The 23,275-nt window shown below is 51.2% G+C and carries 22 protein-coding genes; 2 read left to right on the top strand and 20 right to left on the bottom strand.

What is annotated here, in order from left to right; all coding sequences use genetic code 11:
- Positions 1–139 precede the first annotated feature (139 nt).
- The 17 genes from ACFSX3_RS07180 to sleB form a co-directional block, all read right to left on the bottom strand.
- On the bottom strand, positions 140–1,123 hold the full coding sequence (locus ACFSX3_RS07180; RefSeq protein WP_209992776.1) for a dipeptidase: 984 nt from the start codon (positions 1,121–1,123) through the stop codon (positions 140–142).
- A 160-nt stretch (positions 1,124–1,283) separates the two neighbouring features.
- Complete coding sequence (locus ACFSX3_RS07175) at positions 1,284–1,544, bottom strand: stage V sporulation protein S (protein ID WP_019910496.1); 261 nt, start codon at positions 1,542–1,544, stop codon at positions 1,284–1,286.
- Positions 1,545–1,746: 202 nt separating this feature from the next.
- Positions 1,747–2,541, bottom strand: coding sequence for a TIGR00282 family metallophosphoesterase (locus tag ACFSX3_RS07170; RefSeq protein WP_209992802.1), 795 nt, complete (start codon positions 2,539–2,541; stop codon positions 1,747–1,749).
- A 223-nt stretch (positions 2,542–2,764) separates the two neighbouring features.
- A complete protein-coding gene (gene rny, locus ACFSX3_RS07165) occupies positions 2,765–4,306 on the bottom strand; it encodes a ribonuclease Y (RefSeq protein ID WP_209992775.1) in 1,542 nt (513 codons plus the stop codon).
- 309 nt (positions 4,307–4,615) lie between these two features.
- Positions 4,616–5,353 carry a regulatory protein RecX gene (locus ACFSX3_RS07160; RefSeq protein WP_209992774.1) on the bottom strand — a complete coding sequence of 246 codons (738 nt, stop codon included), beginning with the start codon at positions 5,351–5,353 and terminating at the stop codon, positions 4,616–4,618.
- 195 nt (positions 5,354–5,548) lie between these two features.
- Positions 5,549–6,613, bottom strand: coding sequence for a recombinase RecA (gene recA, locus ACFSX3_RS07155; RefSeq protein ID WP_209992773.1), 1,065 nt, complete (start codon positions 6,611–6,613; stop codon positions 5,549–5,551).
- 298 nt (positions 6,614–6,911) lie between these two features.
- Positions 6,912–8,201, bottom strand: coding sequence for a competence/damage-inducible protein A (locus ACFSX3_RS07150; RefSeq protein WP_209992772.1), 1,290 nt, complete (start codon positions 8,199–8,201; stop codon positions 6,912–6,914).
- 59 nt (positions 8,202–8,260) lie between these two features.
- Positions 8,261–8,848, bottom strand: a complete 588-nt coding sequence (pgsA, locus tag ACFSX3_RS07145; RefSeq protein WP_209992771.1) for a CDP-diacylglycerol--glycerol-3-phosphate 3-phosphatidyltransferase — start codon at positions 8,846–8,848, stop codon at positions 8,261–8,263.
- Between the two features lie 149 nt (positions 8,849–8,997).
- The gene (locus tag ACFSX3_RS07140; protein WP_036692670.1) at positions 8,998–9,489 is read right to left on the bottom strand and encodes a YajQ family cyclic di-GMP-binding protein; all 492 of its coding nucleotides are present in this window, start codon (positions 9,487–9,489) and stop codon (positions 8,998–9,000) included.
- A gap of 136 nt (positions 9,490–9,625) precedes the next feature.
- Positions 9,626–9,787, bottom strand: a complete 162-nt coding sequence (locus ACFSX3_RS07135) for a hypothetical protein (RefSeq protein WP_179090467.1) — start codon at positions 9,785–9,787, stop codon at positions 9,626–9,628.
- 83 nt (positions 9,788–9,870) lie between these two features.
- Positions 9,871–10,812 carry a RodZ domain-containing protein gene (locus tag ACFSX3_RS07130; RefSeq protein WP_209992770.1) on the bottom strand — a complete coding sequence of 314 codons (942 nt, stop codon included), beginning with the start codon at positions 10,810–10,812 and terminating at the stop codon, positions 9,871–9,873.
- Positions 10,813–10,860: 48 nt separating this feature from the next.
- Entirely contained in the window at positions 10,861–11,628 is a 768-nt protein-coding gene (locus tag ACFSX3_RS07125; RefSeq protein ID WP_209992769.1) for a DUF3388 domain-containing protein, read from the bottom strand.
- 147 nt (positions 11,629–11,775) lie between these two features.
- On the bottom strand, positions 11,776–12,036 hold the full coding sequence (locus ACFSX3_RS07120; RefSeq protein WP_036692667.1) for a DUF3243 domain-containing protein: 261 nt from the start codon (positions 12,034–12,036) through the stop codon (positions 11,776–11,778).
- Between the two features lie 131 nt (positions 12,037–12,167).
- The gene (gene ymfI, locus ACFSX3_RS07115) at positions 12,168–12,935 is read right to left on the bottom strand and encodes an elongation factor P 5-aminopentanone reductase (RefSeq protein ID WP_209992768.1); all 768 of its coding nucleotides are present in this window, start codon (positions 12,933–12,935) and stop codon (positions 12,168–12,170) included.
- The gene (gene yfmH / locus ACFSX3_RS07110; RefSeq protein WP_209992767.1) at positions 12,935–14,215 is read right to left on the bottom strand and encodes an EF-P 5-aminopentanol modification-associated protein YfmH; all 1,281 of its coding nucleotides are present in this window, start codon (positions 14,213–14,215) and stop codon (positions 12,935–12,937) included. Before yfmH ends, ymfI begins: the two co-directional genes overlap by 1 nt.
- A gap of 2 nt (positions 14,216–14,217) precedes the next feature.
- On the bottom strand, positions 14,218–15,498 hold the full coding sequence (gene yfmF / locus ACFSX3_RS07105) for an EF-P 5-aminopentanol modification-associated protein YfmF (RefSeq protein WP_379256415.1): 1,281 nt from the start codon (positions 15,496–15,498) through the stop codon (positions 14,218–14,220).
- 148 nt (positions 15,499–15,646) lie between these two features.
- A complete protein-coding gene (gene sleB, locus ACFSX3_RS07100) occupies positions 15,647–16,504 on the bottom strand; it encodes a spore cortex-lytic enzyme (RefSeq protein WP_209992766.1) in 858 nt (285 codons plus the stop codon).
- A gap of 173 nt (positions 16,505–16,677) precedes the next feature.
- Between sleB and ACFSX3_RS07095 the strand changes: the two genes are divergently transcribed.
- Positions 16,678–18,654, top strand: coding sequence for a helix-turn-helix domain-containing protein (locus ACFSX3_RS07095; protein ID WP_209992765.1), 1,977 nt, complete (start codon positions 16,678–16,680; stop codon positions 18,652–18,654).
- 157 nt (positions 18,655–18,811) lie between these two features.
- Positions 18,812–19,357 (top strand): DUF402 domain-containing protein, encoded by a 546-nt coding sequence (locus ACFSX3_RS07090; RefSeq protein WP_379256411.1) that lies wholly within the window; start codon positions 18,812–18,814, stop codon positions 19,355–19,357.
- Positions 19,358–19,495: 138 nt separating this feature from the next.
- Here the strand turns inward: ACFSX3_RS07090 and ACFSX3_RS07085 are convergent, their stop codons facing one another.
- From ACFSX3_RS07085 to ACFSX3_RS07075, 3 genes are all read right to left on the bottom strand, one after another.
- On the bottom strand, positions 19,496–22,168 hold the full coding sequence (locus ACFSX3_RS07085; RefSeq protein ID WP_209992763.1) for an FtsK/SpoIIIE family DNA translocase: 2,673 nt from the start codon (positions 22,166–22,168) through the stop codon (positions 19,496–19,498).
- A gap of 97 nt (positions 22,169–22,265) precedes the next feature.
- Positions 22,266–22,481 carry a YlzJ-like family protein gene (locus ACFSX3_RS07080; RefSeq protein WP_209992762.1) on the bottom strand — a complete coding sequence of 72 codons (216 nt, stop codon included), beginning with the start codon at positions 22,479–22,481 and terminating at the stop codon, positions 22,266–22,268.
- Complete coding sequence (locus ACFSX3_RS07075; RefSeq protein WP_379312758.1) at positions 22,478–23,272, bottom strand: ClpP family protease; 795 nt, start codon at positions 23,270–23,272, stop codon at positions 22,478–22,480. Before ACFSX3_RS07075 ends, ACFSX3_RS07080 begins: the two co-directional genes overlap by 4 nt.
- Between the last annotated feature and the right edge of the window lie 3 nt (positions 23,273–23,275).

Genomic DNA, 23,275 nt, shown 5'->3' with positions numbered 1-23,275 from the left:
TCTGTGAATGCTTCATCCTGGTTTTTCCAATTCATAGTCACTTCCGGGTAAGTGGAAACGGCTTTGCCGTCCTTTAAAAGGACGGTATCGTTTCAGCGAGAAATAGAAGGATAATTTATCGTGTGCAACATATAAATTCTTATCTTTCGAGAAAAGAGGCATTACCTGCAGAAGAAGGCAGTTGCTCCCTCAAGAACCCCAGCGCATTCTCATACAGCCAGCCCCGCACATCAGCCTCCGGATAGTATTTCAGCAGCAGATCGGCGAACTCCGCATATTGTCCCGGATGCTCCAGCCCCTCTACCCACGAGTCAATGCCGTCAAAATCCGAGCCGAACATCAGCTGTCCGCTCCCGCCAAGACCACAGACATGCTCAATATGCCTCCGCATATCCTCCCGCTTGGCTCCTCCTCCATCCCGTACGAACCAGGGGACAAAGGTAAGCCCGATTCGCCCGTCCTTTACAATTAGTGCCTTCAGCTGATCATCACTCAGGTTGCGGGGATGAGTGCAGACCGCAGCGCAATTCGAATGTGAAGCAATGAACGGACGGGTACTGAGCTCCAGCAGCTCCCAGAATCCTGCCGGGGCCAAATGCGACACATCCAGCAGCATTCCACTCCGGTTGCACCATTCAATCAGCTTCCGGCCTTGCTCTGTGAAACCGCCGTTGCGCCGCTCCAGCACACCGTCCGCTGCCCAGTTCGCATAGTTCCAGGTAATCCCCAGACAACGCACGCCCAGCTCGAAGCATAACTGAGCATAGAACAGATTGCCCTCCAGACCGTCCACGCCTTCCAGAGAGAGCATTCCAAAGGCCGGGGCAGTTAAGCCACTCTCCATGGCCTCTTCCTTCCATCGCAGCCACTGCAGCCCTCCCTGACCGGCAACCTTCTGGTGGAAGCACTCGATTTGCCCCAGAATATCCTCGAATTTCGCCCTTCCGCGCACCGCAGACAAATATATCGCAAAAACCTGCAGTTCGACATTCCCCTCCGCCAGCCGCTCTGCGGTCACATCCAGACAGGGATCATTCTTGAAGTCTATCTTTGGATTCGCCTGCAGCTTACTCAGGGCATCACAATGAAAATCCGCCACCTTCAGCTTCCTGTTCTTCGCCATAGGTCAGCTCTCCTTCTTCCTTCACCTTCTGAATATTCCGAATGAACCGTTGATGGCCCAGTGTCTATTTTATATATATGCGCCTAACGGAAGCAGCAGTCAGCGCAGCAAAAAGCCTGTTTACGGTGTAAACAGGCTTAATCTAAAAGATTCACTTGAGTTATCTAGGTTCTACAATAAGTTTGATAGCCGTCCGGTCTTCCCCATCAATCACTATATCCGTAAAGGCCGGAATACAGATCAAGTCCACTCCGCTAGGTGCGACAAATCCCCGGGCGATGGCAACGGCCTTTACGGCCTGGTTCAGTGCTCCTGCTCCAATAGCTTGTAGCTCGGCCGATCCACGTTCGCGAAGAACACCTGCTAATGCGCCAGCAACGGAATTTGGATTGGATTTAGCTGATACTTTTAATACATCCATAGTAAGTACCTCCCCTGGGAATGATGGTGTTCTTCTTCCACTACAGTAGATGTTATTCGCTTCAGAAGAATTAATTCCTTCTTTTTGCGGACCTCTCCGGAGAAAATAGTTCAAAAGATACTCTTTTTCGATATAATAAATATCACACTTTACCCAAAACAAAATGAGTCTTCCCGAATTACCTATTTGTGCGAAAACCCTTCTAGCTCATCACCCATTCATCCTCACGCAGCCGGATCTTCTCCAGTCGTGTCGCTCTGCCTGTAGCTTCATCAAGTTCTGCGAATAGACCATGCAGCTGCCATTTGCCTTCGTCGACTACAAACCGGGAGGGAAGCTGAGTTGTAAATTTATAGATGATCGCATCCTTTTCCATACCCAGAATCCCTTCTCTTGAACCAACCATACCCGCATCTGTAAGATACGCCGTACCTCCAGGCAAGATCACATCATCATTGCTCTGCACATGAGTGTGCGTGCCGACAACAATTGAAGCCATTCCATCCATAAAATAGCCCATCGCTATTTTCTCGGAGGTCGCTTCCGCATGGAAATCCACCAGAATGCACTTATGCTCTCTGCGCAACTCTTCCACAATCTCCTCGCCTACCCGGAACGGGTCATCGATCGCCGGAAGAAAGGTGCGGCCCTGCAGATTCACAATCGCCAGCTGCTTGCCATTTCCCTTAACGACGGTATACCCCCGGCCCGGTGTCCCCGGCGGGAAGTTAGCCGGACGGATGATCCGCGGCTCGTCGTCGATGAACTCAAAGATATCCTTGTTGTCCCAGGTGTGATTGCCCATCGTAATGCCGTGGACACCCCAGTTGAAAAATTCGTTAGCGATGGCAGCGGTGATTCCTCTGCCGGCAGCGGCATTCTCACCATTGGCAATGATGATATGCGGCTGATATTTGCTTTTCAGGGAAGGCAGCATTTCACGCAGCGCTTTTCTGCCTGTATTGCCTACAATGTCTCCGATAAATAAAACTTTAATAATCTTCTCCTCCTAAATTTTTGGTTTGTGTATGCTCTGCCAACCATAAATCGCTGCTTAAGTATAATTTCACCTATTCTGCTTCATTCCAAACTCCACGGCGCATGCGGCCCAGGATAGAGCATATTAGATTATGCAGCAGGCTCCAGCGGGAATGGATATACCAGCAGCTCACGGCTTGCACGCAAGAAAAAAGGCCCCGCAAGGGGGCCGATTTCCTTATTTATTTCGCATATTCTACAGCTCGTGTCTCACGGATTACAGTAACCTTGATATGACCCGGATAATCCAGCTCACTCTCAATCATCTTCGTAATATCACGGGCCAGACGGAAAGCTTCTGCATCATCAATTTTCTCAGGCTGTACCATTACGCGAACCTCGCGGCCCGCCTGAATGGCGTAAGATTTCTCGACGCCCTCGAAGGACTCCGAAATTTCCTCCAGCTTTTCCAGACGTTTGATGTACGTTTCCAGGGTCTCACGGCGTGCACCGGGACGGGCAGCCGACAATGCATCAGCAGCTCCAACCAGCATGGCAATAACCGAGGTAGCCTCGCAATCGCCGTGGTGGGAAGCGATACTGTTGATAACCACCGGATGTTCCTTGTACTTCTTCGCCAGTTCGACGCCGATTTCCACATGCGAACCTTCCACTTCATGATCAAGCGCTTTGCCGATATCATGCAGCAGTCCGGCACGTTTTGCAAGCACGATGTCTTCCCCAAGCTCACCGGCCATAAGTCCAGTCAAATAAGCAACCTCCATGGAGTGCTTGAGTACGTTTTGACCGTAGCTCGTACGGAATTTCAGGCGGCCCAGAATTTTGATCAGATCCGGGTGCAGACCGTGAACGCCAACCTCGAAGGTAGCTTGTTCACCGTATTCACGAATCCGTTCATCCACTTCTTTGCGGGATTTCTCCACCATCTCTTCAATCCGTGCAGGATGGATACGTCCATCCGCCACCAGCTTCTCCAGTGCCGTACGGGCCACTTCGCGGCGGATCGGATCAAATCCTGACAGAATAACCGCTTCCGGCGTATCATCAATAATAAGATCAATCCCCGTCAGAGTCTCCAGTGCACGGATATTACGTCCTTCACGACCGATAATCCGGCCCTTCATCTCTTCATTCGGCAAGGTAACGACAGATACCGTAGTTTCTGCCACATGATCAGCCGCACAGCGTTGAATCGCCAAGGTGATAATCTCACGGGCTTTCTTGTCCGCTTCTTCCTTGGCCTGCTGTTCAATTTCCTTGATCATCTGAGCAGTTTCATGGCGAACTTCCTGTTCTACATTGCTGAGAATGATACTTCTGGCATCATCGATGCTCAGATTAGAGATACGTTCCAGTTCAGTAACCTGATTCTTGTAAATAACATCAATTTGCTGTTGGGTTTCATCAATTCGTTTCTCTTTGTTAGCTACTTGTTCTTCTTTTCGTTCAAGCGATTCCATTTTTTTATCCAGCGATTCTTCCTTTTGCAGCAAACGTCTCTCTTGCCGTTGGATTTCATTCCGACGTTCACGAGTTTCTTTCTCAGCTTCGGTACGGATTCTATGAACTTCGTCCTTAGCTTCGAGTACCGTTTCCTTCTTCAGCGCCTCCGCCTCTTTCTTCGCGTTCTCCACGATGACTACGGCTTCTTTCTCTGCGCTTGAAATTTTAGCTTCTGCAAGGGATTTACGAATAAAATAACCGAATCCAAAGAATGCAGCAGCTACAACGAGAACGATAATGACCCAGATCAATGGTTCCATCTGTTCACCTCCTCGTTGACATCCTCCAAGGTTCTTCCCTTGGGTATTTGTGCAGTTGTTAAACTATCCGTTCATCACCATACAAAAAACCGGTAATACACCGATTGCCATACTGCACATGCTGCACATGCACATTGCCCGCCTTATCCGGCGATTACATTTCATATGAGTTGTACGCGAACCGGAACATAAGAGTCTGCTTTTTGGGAAGGAAAAAGGATTCTTAGTTTATGCCGATTCATGTTATATTTTATTATTTATAAAAAGACCTTGTCAAGAGAGTCGATAACCGCATTAAAGTCAAGGGAATCAATCCGGGAAGTAAAACTCCTCTTCTTCCCCCTCAGAATTCTGTTCATCCCGCAAAATCCCAAGCACCTGGCGTACCATTTCACCTGAGAATCCCCGGCGCATGAGGAACGCCCCTGTCTTCCTGCGTTTGTCGTTCAAATCCCCCCGGAGCGTATTCCATTTCTTCCGTCCGGTCTGCAGCGCGCTCTCAAGCTCCTGCTCGGGTGTGATCTCATCCAGCGCTTCTGCAATCAGGGACTTCTCAATCCCCTTCTCCCGCAGCTCCTGCCGGATCCACATCTTGCCCTTACGCTGGTTTTTCATCCGCTGCTCCGCCCACTGCTTGGCGTACAAGGGGTCATCCAGCAGACGTTCCTCCTGTAGCCGGAGCAGAACTTCGGCAATAACAGTCTCCCCTATTTCCTTCTCCCTTAAACGGCGGGCCATCTCCTGTGCGGTTCTGGGCTTACGCTCCAGATACCTAAGCCCCTCCACATACCCCCGCTGGCGCTCGTCTGCGGCAACGATATCCTCCAGATCCGCTTTTACAAAAGTACTCCCGGTAATCATCCGGTATTTAATCATGACATCTTCATGAACAGTCATGTTGTAGTCTCCGAAATGGATCAAATAACGATAATTCGACTTCTTGAGCCGCTCTACCCGTGTAATTACCAGCTCTTGATCTGCCGGGAAATCCGCCAGCACCTGCTGCTCATCCTGTTCTTCGAATTCCGCATCCAACTGTATAACCATCCTGTCAATCACCTCGTTAAGCTAGAAATAATATAAAACGCATTGAAGATTTGAACAGAAGCTTGGTCGTCGCTGTTTTTCGCTAATATCTTTTATGCTTATTTATAGATCACTTGCGAAAAGGCACCCTGTCATATCCTACACAGGGCGCCTATCCATCTTGTCTTCATTATTTAATTATTATGAGGAGTTAAATTACTCGATCTCAAGCAACAGCTTCTCTTCTTCCTCTTGCTCCGCAGCCACAACCGCTTCGGTTGGCGCCGCTACCAGAGTCGTCAGATTGCTGGCCTCACGAATCTTGTTCTCGATCAGCAGGGCAATATCCTGATGTTCCTTCAGGAACTGCTTGGAATTCTCCCGTCCTTGGCCCAGACGTTCGCCTTCATAGGAATACCAGGCGCCGCTCTTGTTGACGATATCCATTTCCGTACCGATATCTATAAGGCTACCCTCTCTGGAGATTCCTTCACCGTACATGATATCTACATCCGCTTGCTTGAACGGAGGCGCTACCTTGTTCTTCACAACCTTGATCTTCGTACGGTTACCCACGACATCGTTACCCATCTTGATACCCTCTACCCGGCGCACATCCAGACGGACGGAGGAGTAGAATTTCAGAGCGCGTCCCCCCGGAGTGGTCTCAGGGTTACCGAACATTACGCCGATCTTCTCACGAAGCTGGTTAATGAAGATCGCAATCGTGTTGGATTTGTTGATGGCACCAGACAGCTTGCGTAGTGCCTGGGACATCAGACGGGCCTGCAAGCCTACGTGGGAATCACCCATGTCGCCTTCAATTTCTGCCTTCGGTACCAGTGCCGCTACAGAGTCAACTACAATGATGTCAACTGCTCCGCTGCGTACAAGCGCTTCAGCGATTTCCAAGGCCTGTTCACCAGTATCAGGCTGGGATAGCAACAGTTCATCAATGTTAACGCCAAGCGCCTTGGCATACTTAGGATCAAGCGCATGCTCAGCATCGATGAAGGCAGCTTGTCCACCCTGCTTCTGTACTTCAGCGATCGCATGAAGTGCAACCGTCGTCTTACCGGAAGATTCCGGTCCATATACTTCAATAATACGTCCTTTGGGAAGTCCGCCAATACCTAGTGCAATATCAAGTGCCAAAGATCCGCTAGGTACAACTTCCACTTTCATGTGAGTGGATTCTCCCAGTTTCATTACCGAACCTTTACCGAATTGTTTTTCTATTTGACGAAGCGCCATATCAAGCGCTGCACGACGATCTGACAATCAGACCACTTCCTTCACTGTTTATAGTATTATAATAACGTGTTTTGAAGGTCTTGCCAAGTCTTTTTTCGAACATACATTCGTTTTTTTTACTCCCAGGGATAATACTCCCTTATATTGTAAGACACAGGCCTCCTTCCGGATGCAAGACTTTTGCAGGTACTTCTCTTCTGCTCATCACATGAATAGGAACAACCATAGGATAATTTGTTATACCTAATATAAAACAAAAAACCGCAGCATGATTGCTCAAGCCACGGTTCTTCCGCATACACAAATTATATACCGCCCTGAACAGTTATTGCAAGGCCGAGCCTTCCAGCGGAGTGGCAACCTTGCGTTCTTCCAGCCGGCGCCACAGGCGGTACAGCAGCGCCTTGACGGTGCGCAGGCGGATGTTGTCACGGGTACCCTTCAGATTCAGCTCATATACCTCTGTCTTGCAGCCCCGCTCAGCCAGTCCTACGAACACAAGACCTACTGGCTTGCGCTCGGAATATCCCGGTCCCGCTACACCGGTAACCGATAAGCCGAAGTCCGTGTCACCGATCATACGCACCTGCTCAGCCAGCACCTCCGCAACCTCGCGGCTCACCGCTCCCGGGGCATCCGGGCCTTCAAGCATAGCGGAGGGCACATTGAGCAGTTTTTTCTTAATATCATTGGAATAACACACGATCCCCCCGACAAACATGGAGGCGCTGCCCGGAATATTCGTAATGCTCTCCATGAGCAGACCGCCCGTACAGCTCTCGGCAGCACTCAGAGTGAGTCCTGCATCCGCCATCCAGTCCACAATCAACTGCTCCAGCGGCACATCGATGTTGGCATACAGATTCTCCGGCAGAATGTCAGCAATCGTCTTCTCAAGTAGATCAAGCTTGACCATAGCCTCCCGCTCGGACGGCGCCTTGGTGGAGATGCGCACGGTCACTTCGCCTTCCTTGGCATACGGGGCAATCGTAGGATCGGTCTGGCTGCGGATCAGATCAATCAGCTTGTCCTCCAGCAGCGATTCGCCAATTCCCGCGAACTTCAGCATCTTCGAGTAGAGCGGCATTTCATTCGTAAGTACATGCTGCTGCAGCCACGGCTTAGCCTTATCGGTGAACATCGGCTTCATCTCCCGGGGCGGGCCGGGCAGTACGATATAATATTTGTCTTCATCTGCAAAAGCAATCCCAACCGCAAGGCCGGTATCATTGGACAGAGGGGTCGTTCCTTCAATGATAAGCGCCTGCTTGCGGTTATTCTCGGTCATTACAATCTTGCGGTCATCGAAGAAGCGCTGCACATGGTCCATGGCCAGCTGGTCGATGTGCAGGGCCCGGCCAAGTGCTGCGGCCAGCGCATCCTTCGTCAGATCATCCTCAGTCGGACCGATACCGCCGGTGAATAATATAACATCCGCACGGCTCTGTGCAATCCGGATTGCCTCCAGCAGGCGGTTCTTGTTGTCTCCCACAACGGTCTGAAAATAAACGTCAATGCCTAATACAGCCAGCTCTATTGAAAGAAACTGTGCATTGCTGTTCACGATTTGTCCAAGTAAAAGTTCTGTTCCAACGGCAATAATCTCTGCTTTCATAGCTGACGTTCTCCTCCTGATTGTAGAAATATAGCAAGTTTCAAGCTGCGCTGCGCGCCTCAGGCTTTATCAAACTCCAGCAGCTCCTTGTTCTTCACAAAATAATCAACACCTGAATATATGGTGATAAGGGCTGCTGCCCAGATCGCAATATCATCCACAGGAATGCTGACGAACTGGAACGGGAAGTTGTTAAGGAGCAGGAGCGAAATAGCGACGATCTGAATGACTGTCTTTATCTTGCCCCATTTGCTTGCAGCCACAACCTTCCCCTCAAGCAGCGCCACCTGGCGCAGGCCGGTCACGGCGAACTCGCGGCTGATGATGACAATGGCAATCCAGGAATCGCAGCGTCCCAGCTCCACAAGCGAGATCAGCACTGCAGAGACCAGCAGTTTGTCCGCCAGCGGATCGAGCAGCTTGCCCAGATTGGTGACCATGTTATACTTTCTGGCTATGTAACCGTCAATTCCATCTGTACTGGCTGCAAGCAGAAAAATAACTGCCGCGACCAAATGATTAATGGAAAGCTGAAAGGAGCCCCAATGTATCGGTTCAGGATAGAAGCTGAAGTCCACCAGCAGAAAAAACATCATGATTGGGATAAGGCAAATACGTGCTAATGTGATACGGTTGGGTAAATTCACTGAAGTTTCCTCCCCTAGTCTAGACGAATCCGATATTCCAGCATTTTCTTCAAAACTGCTTAGCTAGTATATTATAGCCCTAAATACGTGTCAAAAAAACATAAAGCACCCCGCAAGTAAGTTACGTATACACTGCGGGGTACATAGTCTTACTTTAAATTGTTAAACTGCAAATCCAGCGGCAAATCAGCTTTGCGCAAGAGCTGGATAATCTGCTGAAGATCATCGCGGCTTTTGCCGGTGACACGGATCTGATCACCTTGGATCGTGCTCTTGACCTTCAGCTTGGAATCGCGGATCAGGATATTGATCTTCTTCGCATTCTCCTGGTCTATGCCTTGCCGCAGACCCAACCGCTGGCGCACCGTGCCAAGTGAGGCCGGCTCGACTTTGCCGAAATCCATATTCTTCAGCGTGATTCCCCGTTTCACCATCTTGGTCTGGAGGATATCAATCACTGCATTCAGCTTGTATTCATCCTCTGAGGCGACTACAAGCGCATCCTTCTCCAGCTTCAGGCTGCTCTTGCTGTTCTTGAAATCAAACCGGTTCTCAATTTCCTTCTCGGTCTGATGAACCGCATTGGTCAACTCCTGCATATCCATCTTGGATACAATATCAAATGAACTTTCCGAACTCATGGTTCCACATCCTTTACTTACAATTAGTCTGTTCCTATTATATGAGATAGGGGCTCTTAAGTCTAATACTTGGAAAAAGAGTGCACCTAAAAACACGCCTCCCGGAACTAGCCCGGGAGACGCTCACATCCAGATATTATCTGCTTCGTGCAGGAGCCCGGAACATATCCAGAATCCCCAGCAGAACATGTGCCAGTCCAAAGCCCAGAATACCATATCCCCAGGCGCCCGGTGTTAAATAATACCCCAGGAGACTGACAATAATACCAAGCCCTGTTACAATCCAGCTGACGGTCATGAGAGAATACACCTCACTTTGGCGAAAGAACTGTTAAACACTTCTAGGTTCTCCATTCCGCCAAAGACTATACATCGGATGTACTATTCTCCGGTAGTACTCTCTCCAGTAGCGCCGTTCGTCCCGCTATCCAGTTCAAGCAGCAGACGCGAGGAGGTTTTGCCGTCGGTGATAGCTTGTCCGTTGACCGAAATCGCCGTAGCCGGTGAATATCCCGATTTGATATACATGCCTTCGCTGTCCAGCGTGAAGCTCAGATTATCGCCGGCCTTGGTGTTCCCGAAGCTGAGCTTCTCCCCCTTGGAGTTCTCGCCCTTGTACACTTCAAGCCAGCTGACACCGGTTGAGGCAATCACTACCTGAACCTGGCCTCCGGCAGGCGCCAAGACTTTATAGATCGTTGTCTTGCCCGATTTGCGGTCCTGAGTAACGGTGACGGACCCCGGGGAAGCAGACGGCTCCGGAGTTGCAGAAGGTACTGGTGTTGCCGTGGCTCCTGCTTCAGCCGTAGCTGCCGCAGCAGCAGTAGCTGTTGGGGATGTAACGCCGCCCGCAGCAGTGGCCGAAGGCTTGACCTTGGTTGGATCTTGTGTTGCCGAAGTCATTTCTGCGGTATCCGCCTGCTTCGGGTCCCCTTGATTCATCGATGAAGTTGCATATAAATAGATGACCACCAGAATTAAAATCGGAAAGGTCCACATAAGCAAGGTCGGCAGCCACTTGGCATTCCGCTCTGTTTCAGGCTTGCGGCTCCGCTTCTGGATCACGGTCTCCATAGTAGTATCGACGGGAGCGGCCGGCACATTGCCGTGTTCCTCCATCAGTTCATCCGGGTTAACCCCGACCGCCTCGGCATAGGTTTTGATAAAGGCCCGGACATAAAAACTGCCCGGAAGCACTTTATAATCCCCTGCTTCGATGGCTTCCAAATATTTTTTGCGGATCTTTGTTACTTCCTGGACATCATCAAGACTCATCCCTTTTTGCAGACGCGCCTCTTTCAAATGCCGGCCCAGTTCCGACATACCATCACCTCCTAAATGTTGTGTGAGCAATGCTCCAGATTAAATATATTAAAGATCTTCACTGTAGCTTGTCGTAAACGACTCGTACAATATCTCTTCGTTCGGTGCGTTGCGCAGCTCAATAATGATATCGAAGTCATCGAAGGTGTATTCGGACTCCCGCACAAAAATATCAGGATGCTCAATCACCTTGGTGCTTGCCATGCCCATGACATTCTGCAACAGGTTATAATGCTTCTCGTTGGAGCGGATGGTGCTGACAATCCCGTCAATGATAAAAACATTATGCGGGTTCATCTCATCTTCGGCGAGCTGGCTGCGGACCGTCTGGCGCAGTAGCGTAGAGGAAACAAACGTCCAGCGCTTCATGGCACAGACGCTGCCGGCAATGATCGATTCCGTCTTGCCTACCCGTGGCATACCACGTAGTCCTATAACCTGATTACCTTCCCTTTTAAACAGCTCGCCGAGGAAATCGACCAGCAGCCCAAGCTCATCCCGGGTGAACCGGAAGGTCTTGCGGTCATCCGAGTCACGGTCAATATACCGTCCATGCCGGACGGCCAGCCGGTCCACAAGCCGCGGTGTACGCAGCGCCGTAACCGTTATATTGTCAACTTTTTTGAGCATCTCGCCCATTAGCATGATCTTCTCGTCGTCGCTGGTTTCCAGCAGCATTCCGCGCGTCTTGCCTTCAACGCCGTTAATCGTCAGAATATTGACTTCCAGCATTCCCAGCATAGAAGCGATGTCGCCTAACAGACCGGGTCTGTTCTTATGTATCTTATATTCCATATACCATTGTTTATATTCCACTTGTGCGCACCTCATAGATTCCTTTTCCCTGCATGTTGTTTCAGATACACGGGTCATGTTAATGATATATAAAATAAAATTGAAAGGCAAGGACACGATTGTAATAATTGCAGAAAAGCTCCCGCAAGGGGAGCTTCATCCGCGTACCTATGCGTTTTTCTTCGCCAGTTTGACCATGAGTCCGGCAATGGTATGCTTCTCGTCATCCGTTCCGACATCCCACAGCTCTTTGATGGCCCGGTTGGAATAGTTGCCCGGATCGACCTTCTTGTCGAGGAATTCCCCGATTTCGAATGCCAGCTTGGTGATGGTCTCGTCGCTCATCCCCATTTTTTCGGCCTGAATGACCCGGTCACCCAAAAAGCTTTTCCAGGTATCAAAGTTCTTCACTACGGAATCTGTTGACATCTTAAATCCTCCTCAGGTTTGTAATGATATTGAGATTCAGAAGCAACAGTTATAATATGTCTCAAGCCGGAATTTCTTATGCTGGAGCATTTCTCCAGAGAGGCTCATGGTTACTGGCAGTATACACGTAATTAAGTAATCCAGCCGCCGTTCGGACTGATGACCTGCCCCGTAATATAACCGGATTCAGGCAGCGCCAGAAAATAAACAAGTGAGGATATATCCTCAGGGGTAGCCAGTCTCCCCGCAGGAATCTCCTCCTCCAGCATCTTCAGCTCATCAGCCTGCAGATTAGCCAGCATGGCCGTGTGGACCGCTCCAGGCGCTACAGCGTTCACAGTGACCTTGGAGGGGGCCAGCTCCTTGGCGAGCGCCTTGGTAAAAGCATTTACGCCGCCCTTGCTGGCCGAATACGCCACTTCACAGGATGCGCCAGAGATCCCCCACACCGAAGACACATTAATAATCCGCCCGTAACGCTGCGTGACCATATAAGGCATGAAAATCTGGCTGCACATGAAGGTGCCCTTCAAATTCACCGCCATGATATCATCCCACTCCTCCTCGGTCAGATCGGCTAACATGCCATAATGGGCTTTTCCGGCATTATTGACCAGGATATCCGGCATCATGCCGCTGCTCTCCAGTCTTTCGGCCATGCGCACAAGCTGACTCCGGTCTTTCATATCCGCCGCCACGGTCATCACCTTCGCCCCCAGCGCCAGACAGCGCCGGGCCACATCATTTGCCGCTTCATGCGAGTTCATATAATGAATCACAATGTTCATTCCCACCGAAGCAAAACGCTCAGCGATCGCGCCGCCGATTCCCCCGCTGCCCCCGGTAATAAGCACTGTCATTTCACCAATCGGTTTGCTGTCCTCTCCCGGCAATGTCATTAAGGACTCACCACCAGCGACACGGCCAGCTGCTCCCAATCGACATGGGCATGGAGCCGGGCATTCACTTCATCCAGAGTGATCGATTCATACAGGGGCAGCACTTCAAACAGATCTCCTCCACGGAACTGGTAACGCGTGAACTCATGGGCAATGCTCTCCGGCGAATTCAGCATCCGCAGGAAGCCGCCGATTTTCTTTTTGCGGGCCCGTTCGAAATCCTTCTCGGCGAAGCCCGTCTCCAGAATACGTCCAACTTCTTCCTTAATCCGTTCAAGCAGCAGCCCCGGATCTTTGGTATCGCCGCCGATCGCCGAGAATGCATACTCCGTTGAGCTGTTAAATTCATGGCCGAAGCTGTCCGAGATCAATTCCTCGTCATAGAGCTTCTGATACAATGCCGTACTGCTGCCAAACAGCAGATCCAGCATCAGCTTCGTGGTCAGATCACGGCGTACCGCCGCTTCACCGCTCAGACCATCCACCTTTTCCTTGAATCCGAACATCATCTTGGGAATCGAGACAGCCAGTCTGCTCTCCACATGCTTCGAGGCAACCTGCTCAGGCTCCTCCGCGAAGATACGCGTAATTTCACCCTGCTTCTCATAGCTCTTGCCCTGCTGATTGCTGCGGATCAGTTCAAATACCTGCTCAGGATCAACACCGCCGACAATGAACAACAGCATATTGCTGGGATGATAGAAGGAATTGTAGCAGGTGTAGAGCGTTTCTTTGGTAATGGTTGAGATCGATTCAATGGTTCCGGCAATATCAATGTGCACCGGATGGGTGGCATACATCGCTTCAATCAGCCCGAAATATACGCGCCAGTCGGGATTGTCAGCATACATATTAATTTCCTGCCCAATGATTCCCTTTTCCTTCTCCACGTTCTCATCAGTGAAATACGGACGCTGCACAAAATCAACCAGGGTGCTGAGATTCTGCTCAATGTTCTCCGTGGCCGAGAAAAGGTACACCGTCTGGTCAAAGCTGGTAAAGGCGTTCGCGGATGCACCATTAGAAGCAAAGGTAGCAAAAATGTCGCCTTCCGGCTCCTCGAACATTTTATGCTCCAGGAAGTGGGCAATTCCGTCAGGAACTGTAGTCTCTTCGCCGCCCGCAACCTTGAAATGATTGTCTACCGAACCGTATTTCGTGGCAAAGGTGGCATAGGTTTTGAGAAAAGCCGGCTTCGGCAGCACATACACCTGCAGTCCGTTATCCATAACCTCGTGATAAAGTGTTTCTTGAAGTCTTTCATAATGGAGCTTCTCCATCCCTATTCCTCCTTCCCTGTCAGGAAATAAATTGTATCCAGCTCAAAAGTATCCGCCGCTGCCTTCACTTCAGCCGCACCCATGCTGTCAACCTGGTCCATCAGTTCCTGGGCAGAACGGTCTTTGCCGGATAGCTGGCGGTTGAAATCAAAGGAGATCATCTCAAACGCCGAATCCTGAATCTCGGACAGCAGGTTGCGGATCATCGCCTTCGTCTGGCTAAGCTCCAGGTCAGTGATATTACCGGCCTTCAGCTCATCCAGCTGCTTGCGGATAATATCAACGGCTTTGCCGTAGTTCTGGGTCTCGATTCCCGATTGAATCGTCCCGATGCCCTTATGCCCGTCATAACGGGAGGAGGCGTAATACGCCAGGCTCTCCTTCTCACGCACGTTGACGAACAGCTTCGAATGCGGGTAACCGCCAAGGATACCGTTGTACATCAGCGCGGAAGCATACCGGTCATCCTTGTAGGTAATCGAAGTCCGCAGCCCCATATTCAGCTTACCTTGATTCACATCCAGCTTCTCCTCCACCGTCCGCACTTCCGTAACCGTTACTGGAGTGAAGTCCGAGGTGTAGCCTCCAGCTTCGGAGTGATGGGCCCGGCCGAAATGAGCGGTCACCAGCTTCTCGACTTCCTCAGGTGTGGTATCGCCCACTACATACAGATCAAGCGTAGCTCCATTCAGCCAAGAGGTATAGCTCTGGTACAGCGTCTCAGGCGTGATGGCATCCAGATCGGCCCGCTGGCCGAGGGGATGCAGACGGTAAGGCTCGTTGCGGCACATTTCCTCAATGCAGCGTTCTGCCGCGTAGCGGATTTTGTCATTCACAATGGATTCCAGCTTCTTGCGGATCGTCTCGCGTTCTGTAGCTACATAAGAAGCCCGGAAGCTTCCATTCTCAAGCAGGGGACGGGTCAACACCTCGCCCAGAAAAGCAAAGGATTCCCCAAGCAGACTCTCCTTGCTCTGCACAAAGGAATCATTGATCGTATCCATCCGAAACTGGACAATCTGGTAATCCCCGCGTTTGTAAATATCGAAGCCGAAGCCTGCTCCGTACAGCTCCTCCAGACGCTCACGGAATTGGGTAGTCTCCGGGTAAGAGGCAGTCCCCCGGCGGAGTACAAACGGAACCAGTGCAGTCGAGGTTACTGTGCTTTCTTCAAGCGGAACGCCTGCGTACAGCGATATGGCGAACGTCTTGAACGCCTTGGTCGGCAGAACATGTATGCGCATGCCTGCGGCATTTCCATGTTGAAATCCATTATTAGTCAAGTCCAAAACTCCTTTGCGGCGTGGATAGATGCTCTATAACAAGTTTATGAAGTATTATCCATTCTAAACCATTCCAAAGTAAGGAAGCAACCGGAGGACAGCGTACCGGTTGCTCTTACGGAAGGTTGTATACAGGACAGGTGCAAGCTTACATGCAGAAAATATGCTCGCCGATCGTCTTCACCTGCGGACGGGACCAAATCCACTTGGAAGTCGCAGTCTTGGGGTTGAAGTAGTAGATGCAGCCGCCAGAAGGGTCCCATCCGTTCAGTGCCTGCTGTACTGCCTTGCGTGCCTGTTCATTAGGCTCCAGATAGATCTGGCCGTCGGCTACGGCAGTGAAGGCTCCAGGCTGAAAAATAACGCCCGATGGCGTATTCGGGAAGCTTGGAGATTTTACACGGTTGAGAATAACTGCAGCTACGGCCACCTGTCCTTCAAAGGGTTCCCCGCGTGACTCGCCGTATACCGCATTCGCCATGATCTTCAGGTCATTTTCGGACAGGCCCATCGTATTGCCGGAGGACAGTTCAGCAGTGTTCGATTTGGCTGCCGCTGCGCCAGAGGGAGCTTTCTTCTGGGCGGTAGTTGCCCCCGGTGCTGTCGGTTTCCAGGCTGTAGTCGCATTGTATAGCTTAAGCTTCGTCTTGGCCCCGACAACTCCGTCAGATTTCAGGCCGAATTTCCACTGGAACCAGGTGACGGCATTTTTAGTTTTGGTCCCGAAGTGACTGTCGATCTTCCCGTTAAAAAAACCAAGGTGCTTCAATCTTCCCTGTAGCTCATAGACATCCTGCCCCGAGGAGCCTACCTTAAGCGGAGTTGTACCGAATGCGGGCAGTGCTTCCTCCCCTACCTCAGCCTCAGAAATTTCTGCTGTAACCCGGTCTGCTGCATATGGCTTGGCATAGATCAAATTAGGATCTTTGAAGATTACACCGGCAAACGGCGCAGCTGCAAGGGCAAGGCTAACTGCGGCAATGATCCACTGCTTATGTTTTGTCATGGGATTCGCTCTACCTTTCTCTTGGAAGTTCTGCATGAATGGCTAAAGTTATTATGACGACTGGCAGGACTTCCTATGCATGACCGTAAAGCAGGGCAGCGGAAATTCATTGCAGCTGAGAACGATTATCAACTATACTTGGGTTATGAAACAACAGGAGTTGAGAAGAAAACATGGATTTTAAGGACCATATCGTGCTGTGGAATCATGCTACTGTAGAAGTTATCGATATCCGCAAGGCCTCATTCACTTCGGGACAACCTCCGCTGAAGTACCGGCTTCCGGCTAGTACATACCTATATATCGTTCGCGGCAGCGCAAGTGTGCTTATAGATGACAGATCCTATGAGATCAGCGGCTCCAGCGTCTTTCATGGGGGCAAAGGCACCATGATCCAATTGCTGAAGACACAGGAAATTCTGGATTATTACCTTATTATGTACCGGTCAACGTTAACCCTGCCTGCACGGCGCAATCTGACAGCACTGCTGGATCGCAGCAAGCCTTTTACCGGGACCTATCAGTTCACTCCTGCCCATCCCCTGCCGCTATACGGGCTTCTAGACCAGATGTATGGTGATTGGCAGACAGGCCGCGTCCTGGAGCACCTGCATGTCAAAGCCCTGTTCTATCAATGGGTCCATGAGCTGCTTCATCAGATGCAGGGGCAGGAGCTGCACCCGCTTAGAACAGATGTGCTCGACCAGGCTGTACGCTATATGCATGATTCTTACAGCAGGCCGTTCACCCTGGATACACTCGCCGGCACTCTAGGCACCAGCCCCAGGACGTTATCAAGGTTATTCCGCATGCGGCTTCAGACCAGTCCAGCCCAATATCTGGTTCAGATCCGCATGGACAAGGCGCGTGAGCTGTTGCTGGGCACAGAGGCCACACTGCATGATATTGCTGTTGCTGTGGGCTACCCGGATGCGTATTCTTTTGGCAAAATGTTCAAGAAGCACTTCGGAAACGCTCCGGTGAGGTACAAAAATTCTGTACAGGCCGCTTTACCGTGGCGGGATATGCCATCTGCGCTGTCTGCATATGACATTGCCCGTGAAGGCACTCTCCGATATATTGATGATGATAATCATTATCAATATGATCTAAAAGGAGCGTCATCCATGTTCAGAACGGCCAAGCCTTCCCTAATGTTTACCTTGTTGTTATGCTTCACCATAGTGTTAAGTGCCTGTTCCTCAGGAAATGCCGGTTCCAATGCAGCGGGCAATGCCAGCCCATCGCCAACCTCTTCGCCTGCTGCGACGGCAACTGCTACAACGTCCCCTGACAACACGGCTGCCGAGGCACAGACCCGGACGATCTCTACGGTAAAAGGAGACGTCGAGGTGCCTGCCGATCCTCAGCGTGTCGTTGTGCTGTATTTACTGGGCGATGTGCTTGCTCTAGGTATCAAACCCATTGGTGTGTCCGATGTGTCCGAAGGCGCTGCCTTTGAGAATGAATTGAAGGATGTACAGAAGCTGGGCACCTGGTTCGAGGCTAGTCCTGAGGTTGTACTGTCGCTTGAGCCTGATCTGATCATTGTTCCTTCGGAGGAGACCTATGCAGCACTGCATGACATCGCACCGACAGTGCTAGTCCCTTATGAGAAAATGACGACGGACGAACGGGTCGGCTTCATTGGACATATTTTCGGCAAGGAAGAACAGGCTACCGGCCTGTTGAACAGCTTCAAGGCCAAGGTGGAGGACAGTAAACAGAAGCTGCAGGAAGCGGGAATTCTCGGTTCCACGGTCTCCATCATGGAGGGCGGCGCAGACCGCAGCATGGTAGTGGTCATGAGCAAACAGTACGGCCGGGGTTCGCAGGTCATTTATGAATATCTGGGAATGAAGGCGCCGGAGATCCTCCAGCAAAAAATTGATTCCAAGAGCGATATGGGCGGTGACTCCGTATCCTTCGAAGTGCTGGCCGACTACAGCGGGGATTATATCTTCCGCTCCTCCTATGATGGTATGGCTGATCTGACTAAAGACCCGCTCTGGAACGGCATCCCTGCAGTCAAAGAAGGCCGGTTGATGAATATTGACTTCGGATTATCCTATTACAGTGATATTTACTCCCTGAACGCGCAGCTTGATTTCATTGCGGATGCCCTGCTTGCAGCACCACGGGTGAAGTGATACCCATGGCACCATTCGCAAAATATAGTTAGGCACAATCTAAACAGAGCAGCGCTCCCCTAATATTGGAGAAGCGCTGCTCTGTTTTTATTGTTGCTGATTCTCCGCTTTGATACAATTAGGAAAGAACACTTCTTAGGTGAAGGGAGCTGTACATTTGAAGAGAAAATACGGGGACCGTTCAGATTGGAAACGTGTATTGGAAAGAGAATATGTCCAGTCATATCTTGATACGGATAATTTTAAAGACTACTTATCACTTCTGAAGATTGCCAAAGTTAAAGAGCCGTTGTACGTAAAATACTTTGATCAAAAGGTTTGCATTGTAAATGACGGATATTCGTGGCTTCAACAATTCCCTCTTGATAAGCATCATTCAGTGACTACAATGTTTGACGAGCAAGGGCAGATTGTACAGTGGTATGTTGATATATGCTATAGAAATGGTGTAAGTGAGGATAACGTGCCCTGGATGGACGATTTGTTCTTAGATATTATCGTTTTGCCGTCAGGTGCAGTAATCCAAAAGGATTCGGAAGAACTCGATGAAGCATTGCTTCAGGGCAGAATTGACAGCTCTCTATATAACCTCGCAAGACAAGAGGCAGACTTCATTAATTCCCTTATCAAAGACGGGAAATTCACCTTGTTGCAGCTTTCAGAGCAACATCAAGATATTCTTGTACATATGCTCCAAAAGTAAGCCTGATAAAAAATGAACAACCTCACCCATTTATGCTGGGATTGTTCGGGACACATAGCATCACCGTTATCGAAAAGAACCTCTAATAAAAAGCTGTCCCAATCAGCCATTCATGGCTTACGGGACAGCTTTTTACATTTATGAACTGAGTCTGTTCTGCTGGTACTGCTCCAGCGACATCAGCACCTCACGCGGCTTGCTGCCCTCGTAAGGGCCGATAACGCCTCTGGCCTCCATAGAGTCGATCAAGCGTGCGGCACGCGTGTAACCGACGCGCATACGCCGCTGAAGCAGCGATACAGAGGCCTGCTTGGCTTCCAGAACAATCTGGACGGCCTGTTCATACAATTCATCCTGCGGCTCCTGATCCTCGCTCAAGGTGTCGTCCACCTCAGGCACAAGCGACTCATCGTAATTCGCTTCCCCTTGGCTGCTGACATACTGCACAATCGTCTCTACTTCCTGATCGCTCATGAAAGCACCTTGGACACGGATCGGCTTGGAAGCCCCCATCGGCAGGAACAGCATGTCGCCGCGTCCGAGCAGCTTCTCGGCACCCGGCATATCCAGAATGGTCCGGGAATCCACATTCGAGGAGACTCCGAAGGCAATACGCGAAGGAATATTCGCCTTGATCAGGCCGGTGATCACATCCACCGAAGGACGCTGTGTAGCGATAATCAGATGTATCCCTGCCGCACGCGCCATCTGGGCAAGCCGGCAGATCGCATCCTCCACATCATTGGCCGCAACCATCATCAGATCCGCAAGCTCGTCCACGATGACCACAATATAGGGCAGCACCGCTGCCGGATTATCCTTCATCAAGTTGTTATAGCCTTCCATATTGCGTGTGCCTGATTTGGAGAACAGCTCGTACCTCTTCTCCATCTCCACCACGATCTTCTTCAACGCCAGACTGGCCCGCTTGGGGTCCGTAACTACCGGAGCCAGCAGATGCGGAATGCCGTTATATACATTCAGCTCGACCATCTTGGGGTCAACCATGAGGAATTTCACTTCATTCGGCTTAGCCTTGTATAGAATACTGGTAATAATACCATTAATACAGACCGATTTACCGGAGCCGGTAGCTCCCGCTACCAGCAGATGGGGCATCTTGGCGAGATTGCCGATAATCGTCTGGCCGGAGATATCCCGCCCGAAGGCAATGGTCAGCCGCGAATCCGCCTCCTGAAAAATCTGTGTCTCCATCACTTCACGCATGGTGACGACCGAGACCTCCGCGTTCGGCACTTCGATGCCGATGGCCGATTTGCCGGGAATCGGCGCTTCCATCCGGATATCCTTGGCGGCCAGCGCCAGCGCGATATCATCAGTAAGATTGACAATCCGGCTGACCTTCACGCCGATATCCGGCTGAATCTCATAACGGGTCACGGCCGGTCCGCGGACCACCTCCAGCACCTTCGCCCGTACACCGAAGCTCTCCAGTGTGGCCTCCAGCTTGCGTGCCGTCTGCATATAATCATTCTGATCTCCCGCCTTCGCCCCGTTACTCGGTTTAGCCAGCAAGCGGAAGGACGGGAGCTTGTACGGCTTAGGAGGCGGAGGCGGCGGTAACATCGGAGCCGCCTCACCATTCTCTGCCGTTCCCAGCAGTCCGTCCAGCTCCACAGGCAATGCATCTTCAGCGGATTCCCCTGACGAAGCCGGATCTGCTCCCGCTCTCGTCAGCTCCGCAGTACCCGTACCGGTGACAGCACCGCCACGTGCCGCCGGTGAGAATTCGCTCCATTCCTCCCGGTCCTCGGCATTCAGCCCTTCAGAGCGGATATGCTCGAAGAAGTCACGGATGATCGGCGTAACAGGCTCAAGCTCTTCATCCGGGAAATCCTCCTCGCCATACTCCTCCAGAGGAACACCTCCCGCTGCTGTCAGTCCGGAGATTACCGGACCACTTCGCGGATCGGTAATGATAATATCCGGCAATGCATCCTCCGGATCATCCATGACTTCCGGCTGGCTCTGGCGGGCAGACCCGCCGAACCAGGCCGTTATTCTGCCCAGCAGCTTCGACTGTCCGCGTCTTGGCAGGTGCTGATCCGATCCGTCATCCTCTTCAAAGTAGTCATCATCATCCGCAGGCTCAGGCAGCGTGACCCTGCTGGCTCTGGCCGGTCTGCTGTTCACCACAGGAACAGCAGCGGGGCGGTTCGCCGCCCGGAGCTTAATTCCTTCAATCAGCTTAACGGCCCTCACCCGGAGCAGTGTGAACAGCTCGACATAGGACAGATTGGTAATCAGCATGAAGCTGATGGCCAGCAATACAATCATCAGCAGCTTGGCGCCCAGATTGCCGAACAGCCACAGGAGCGCAGCGTATTCAAGCGCGCCAATGTACCCTCCGCTTATGTCCTTGCCCAGCATGTATACACTGCTGTCGCCGGCGCCCGGTGAGAGGGCGCCGGATAGATCATTATGTATTTGAGACAGTACATTGCCCGGATGCAGCATCCCTAGCGGTCCCAGCTTCTGCTGCATCGCCGAAATGGTACTCATCAGGCACATAGACAACAGCAGGAGCAGGCCTCCAGTATAGCGGCTGTTCCAGTTGGATGGCCATTTCCTGTGAATCATTACCATCAGTCCGTAAAAAGTGCCGGCCAGCGGCAGCACAAAATAGAATCTGCCGAGTAAATACCCCGCCATGCTTGAGAGCGAGCGGCCGACAGCCGCTTCCCCCGATAACGCAATGACGGATATCGTAATCAGCAGAATTCCATAGATTTCATATTTTAAAACACTGCCCAGCAGCGCTTTCTTCTTCTTTCTTCTCCGTTTAGCCACGCCAGCCACCCCCGAGTCAACATTATACCATATAATGGCGTGGCGTACCTATGTTCTCTTTTGTCAGAATATGCATCTTTAGGCTGTATGTTCGCACTTAGCTGTCCAGTTGAAGGATTGCACCCGGGGAGAAGGCCGCATCCAGGTATTTATCCAGCGGACATTGCAGCAGCCTTACCACCTTCGCCTGCCCTCCGTCCAGCAGCTCGACCTGCATAAGCATACCTTGAATAGTCATCTCCTGCACAGGCCGGGCATAATTCAGCGCCCCCTCGAATATTTGCTCCATCGGAAGAATGGTATAAAAGGTCATTGGGGCAGCCCTCCTTGCGTAAGTGTCTCATTTGTCACAGTCGGGGCAGCAGCAATCATCCGGTTCAAATGGGCGAGTGCGGCCCCGATCCCGCCCACTTCATCCATCAGACCATACCTGACGGCATCCTGACCGCCCACTGCGGTACCGATGTCGCGGTTCAGCTCTCCGGTCTTGAACATCAAATCCTTGAACTGCACTTCCGTGATGCGGGAATGAGAGGTCACGAATTTCACCATCCGCTCCTGCATACGCTCCATGTACTCGAAGGTCTGCGGCACGCCGATCACCAGACCGTTCATCCGGATCGGATGGATGGTCATTGTGGCACTTTCAGCAATAATGGAATACGTGGAGGATACCGCTATAGGTACACCGATGCTGTGACCGCCGCCGATAACTACCGTTACCGTGGGCTTCGACATGGAAGCGATCATCTCGGCAATGGCCAGTCCAGCCTCTACGTCCCCGCCAACCGTATTGAGAATGATCAGCAGCCCTTTAATGGTCTTACTCTGTTCAGCTGCAACGAGCTGGGGGATAATATGCTCGTATTTTGTAGTCTTGTTATGCGGCGGCAAGACGAAATGCCCTTCAATTTGTCCAATAATCGTCATGCAAAAAATATCCGGCTCCCCTGTCGGCACCGCCGTCTGCCCCAGCTCCTTCAGCACCCCCACAGGTCCCGGCATCCCTGGAGGAACCGGCTCATTCACCGCTGGTTTAACCTCGCCTGGCAGGATCTCTTCGTTACGCCCTCCGCCCGCCTTGCTTGCTTCTGTGATTTCCATCGT

It is taken from the genome of Paenibacillus rhizoplanae (assembly GCF_042684125.1).
Classification (GTDB): domain Bacteria; phylum Bacillota; class Bacilli; order Paenibacillales; family Paenibacillaceae; genus Paenibacillus_AQ; species Paenibacillus_AQ rhizoplanae.
Note: the sequence above shows the minus strand (reverse complement) of the source record. Positions and strands in the feature narration are given on the sequence as shown.

Excerpts from the sequence above, each read along its gene's own strand:
- ACFSX3_RS07180 (WP_209992776.1), bottom strand. The coding sequence starts at position 1,123 with ATGGCGAAGAACAGGAAGCTGAAGGTGGCGGATTTTCATTGTGATGCC.
- ACFSX3_RS07175 (WP_019910496.1), bottom strand. The coding sequence starts at position 1,544 with ATGGATGTATTAAAAGTATCAGCTAAATCCAATCCAAATTCCGTTGCT.
- rny (WP_209992775.1), bottom strand. The coding sequence starts at position 4,306 with ATGGAACCATTGATCTGGGTCATTATCGTTCTCGTTGTAGCTGCTGCA.
- ACFSX3_RS07160 (WP_209992774.1), bottom strand. The coding sequence starts at position 5,353 with ATGGTTATACAGTTGGATGCGGAATTCGAAGAACAGGATGAGCAGCAG.
- ACFSX3_RS07150 (WP_209992772.1), bottom strand. The coding sequence starts at position 8,201 with ATGAAAGCAGAGATTATTGCCGTTGGAACAGAACTTTTACTTGGACAA.
- ACFSX3_RS07140 (WP_036692670.1), bottom strand. The coding sequence starts at position 9,489 with ATGAGTTCGGAAAGTTCATTTGATATTGTATCCAAGATGGATATGCAG.
- ACFSX3_RS07135 (WP_179090467.1), bottom strand. The coding sequence starts at position 9,787 with ATGACCGTCAGCTGGATTGTAACAGGGCTTGGTATTATTGTCAGTCTC.
- ACFSX3_RS07130 (WP_209992770.1), bottom strand. The coding sequence starts at position 10,812 with ATGTCGGAACTGGGCCGGCATTTGAAAGAGGCGCGTCTGCAAAAAGGG.
- ACFSX3_RS07120 (WP_036692667.1), bottom strand. The coding sequence starts at position 12,036 with ATGTCAACAGATTCCGTAGTGAAGAACTTTGATACCTGGAAAAGCTTT.
- ymfI (WP_209992768.1), bottom strand. The coding sequence starts at position 12,935 with ATGACATTGCCGGGAGAGGACAGCAAACCGATTGGTGAAATGACAGTG.
- yfmH (WP_209992767.1), bottom strand. The coding sequence starts at position 14,215 with ATGGAGAAGCTCCATTATGAAAGACTTCAAGAAACACTTTATCACGAG.
- sleB (WP_209992766.1), bottom strand. The coding sequence starts at position 16,504 with ATGACAAAACATAAGCAGTGGATCATTGCCGCAGTTAGCCTTGCCCTT.
- ACFSX3_RS07095 (WP_209992765.1), top strand. The coding sequence starts at position 16,678 with ATGGATTTTAAGGACCATATCGTGCTGTGGAATCATGCTACTGTAGAA.
- ACFSX3_RS07080 (WP_209992762.1), bottom strand. The coding sequence starts at position 22,481 with ATGACCTTTTATACCATTCTTCCGATGGAGCAAATATTCGAGGGGGCG.
- ACFSX3_RS07075 (WP_379312758.1), bottom strand. The coding sequence starts at position 23,272 with ATGGAAATCACAGAAGCAAGCAAGGCGGGCGGAGGGCGTAACGAAGAG.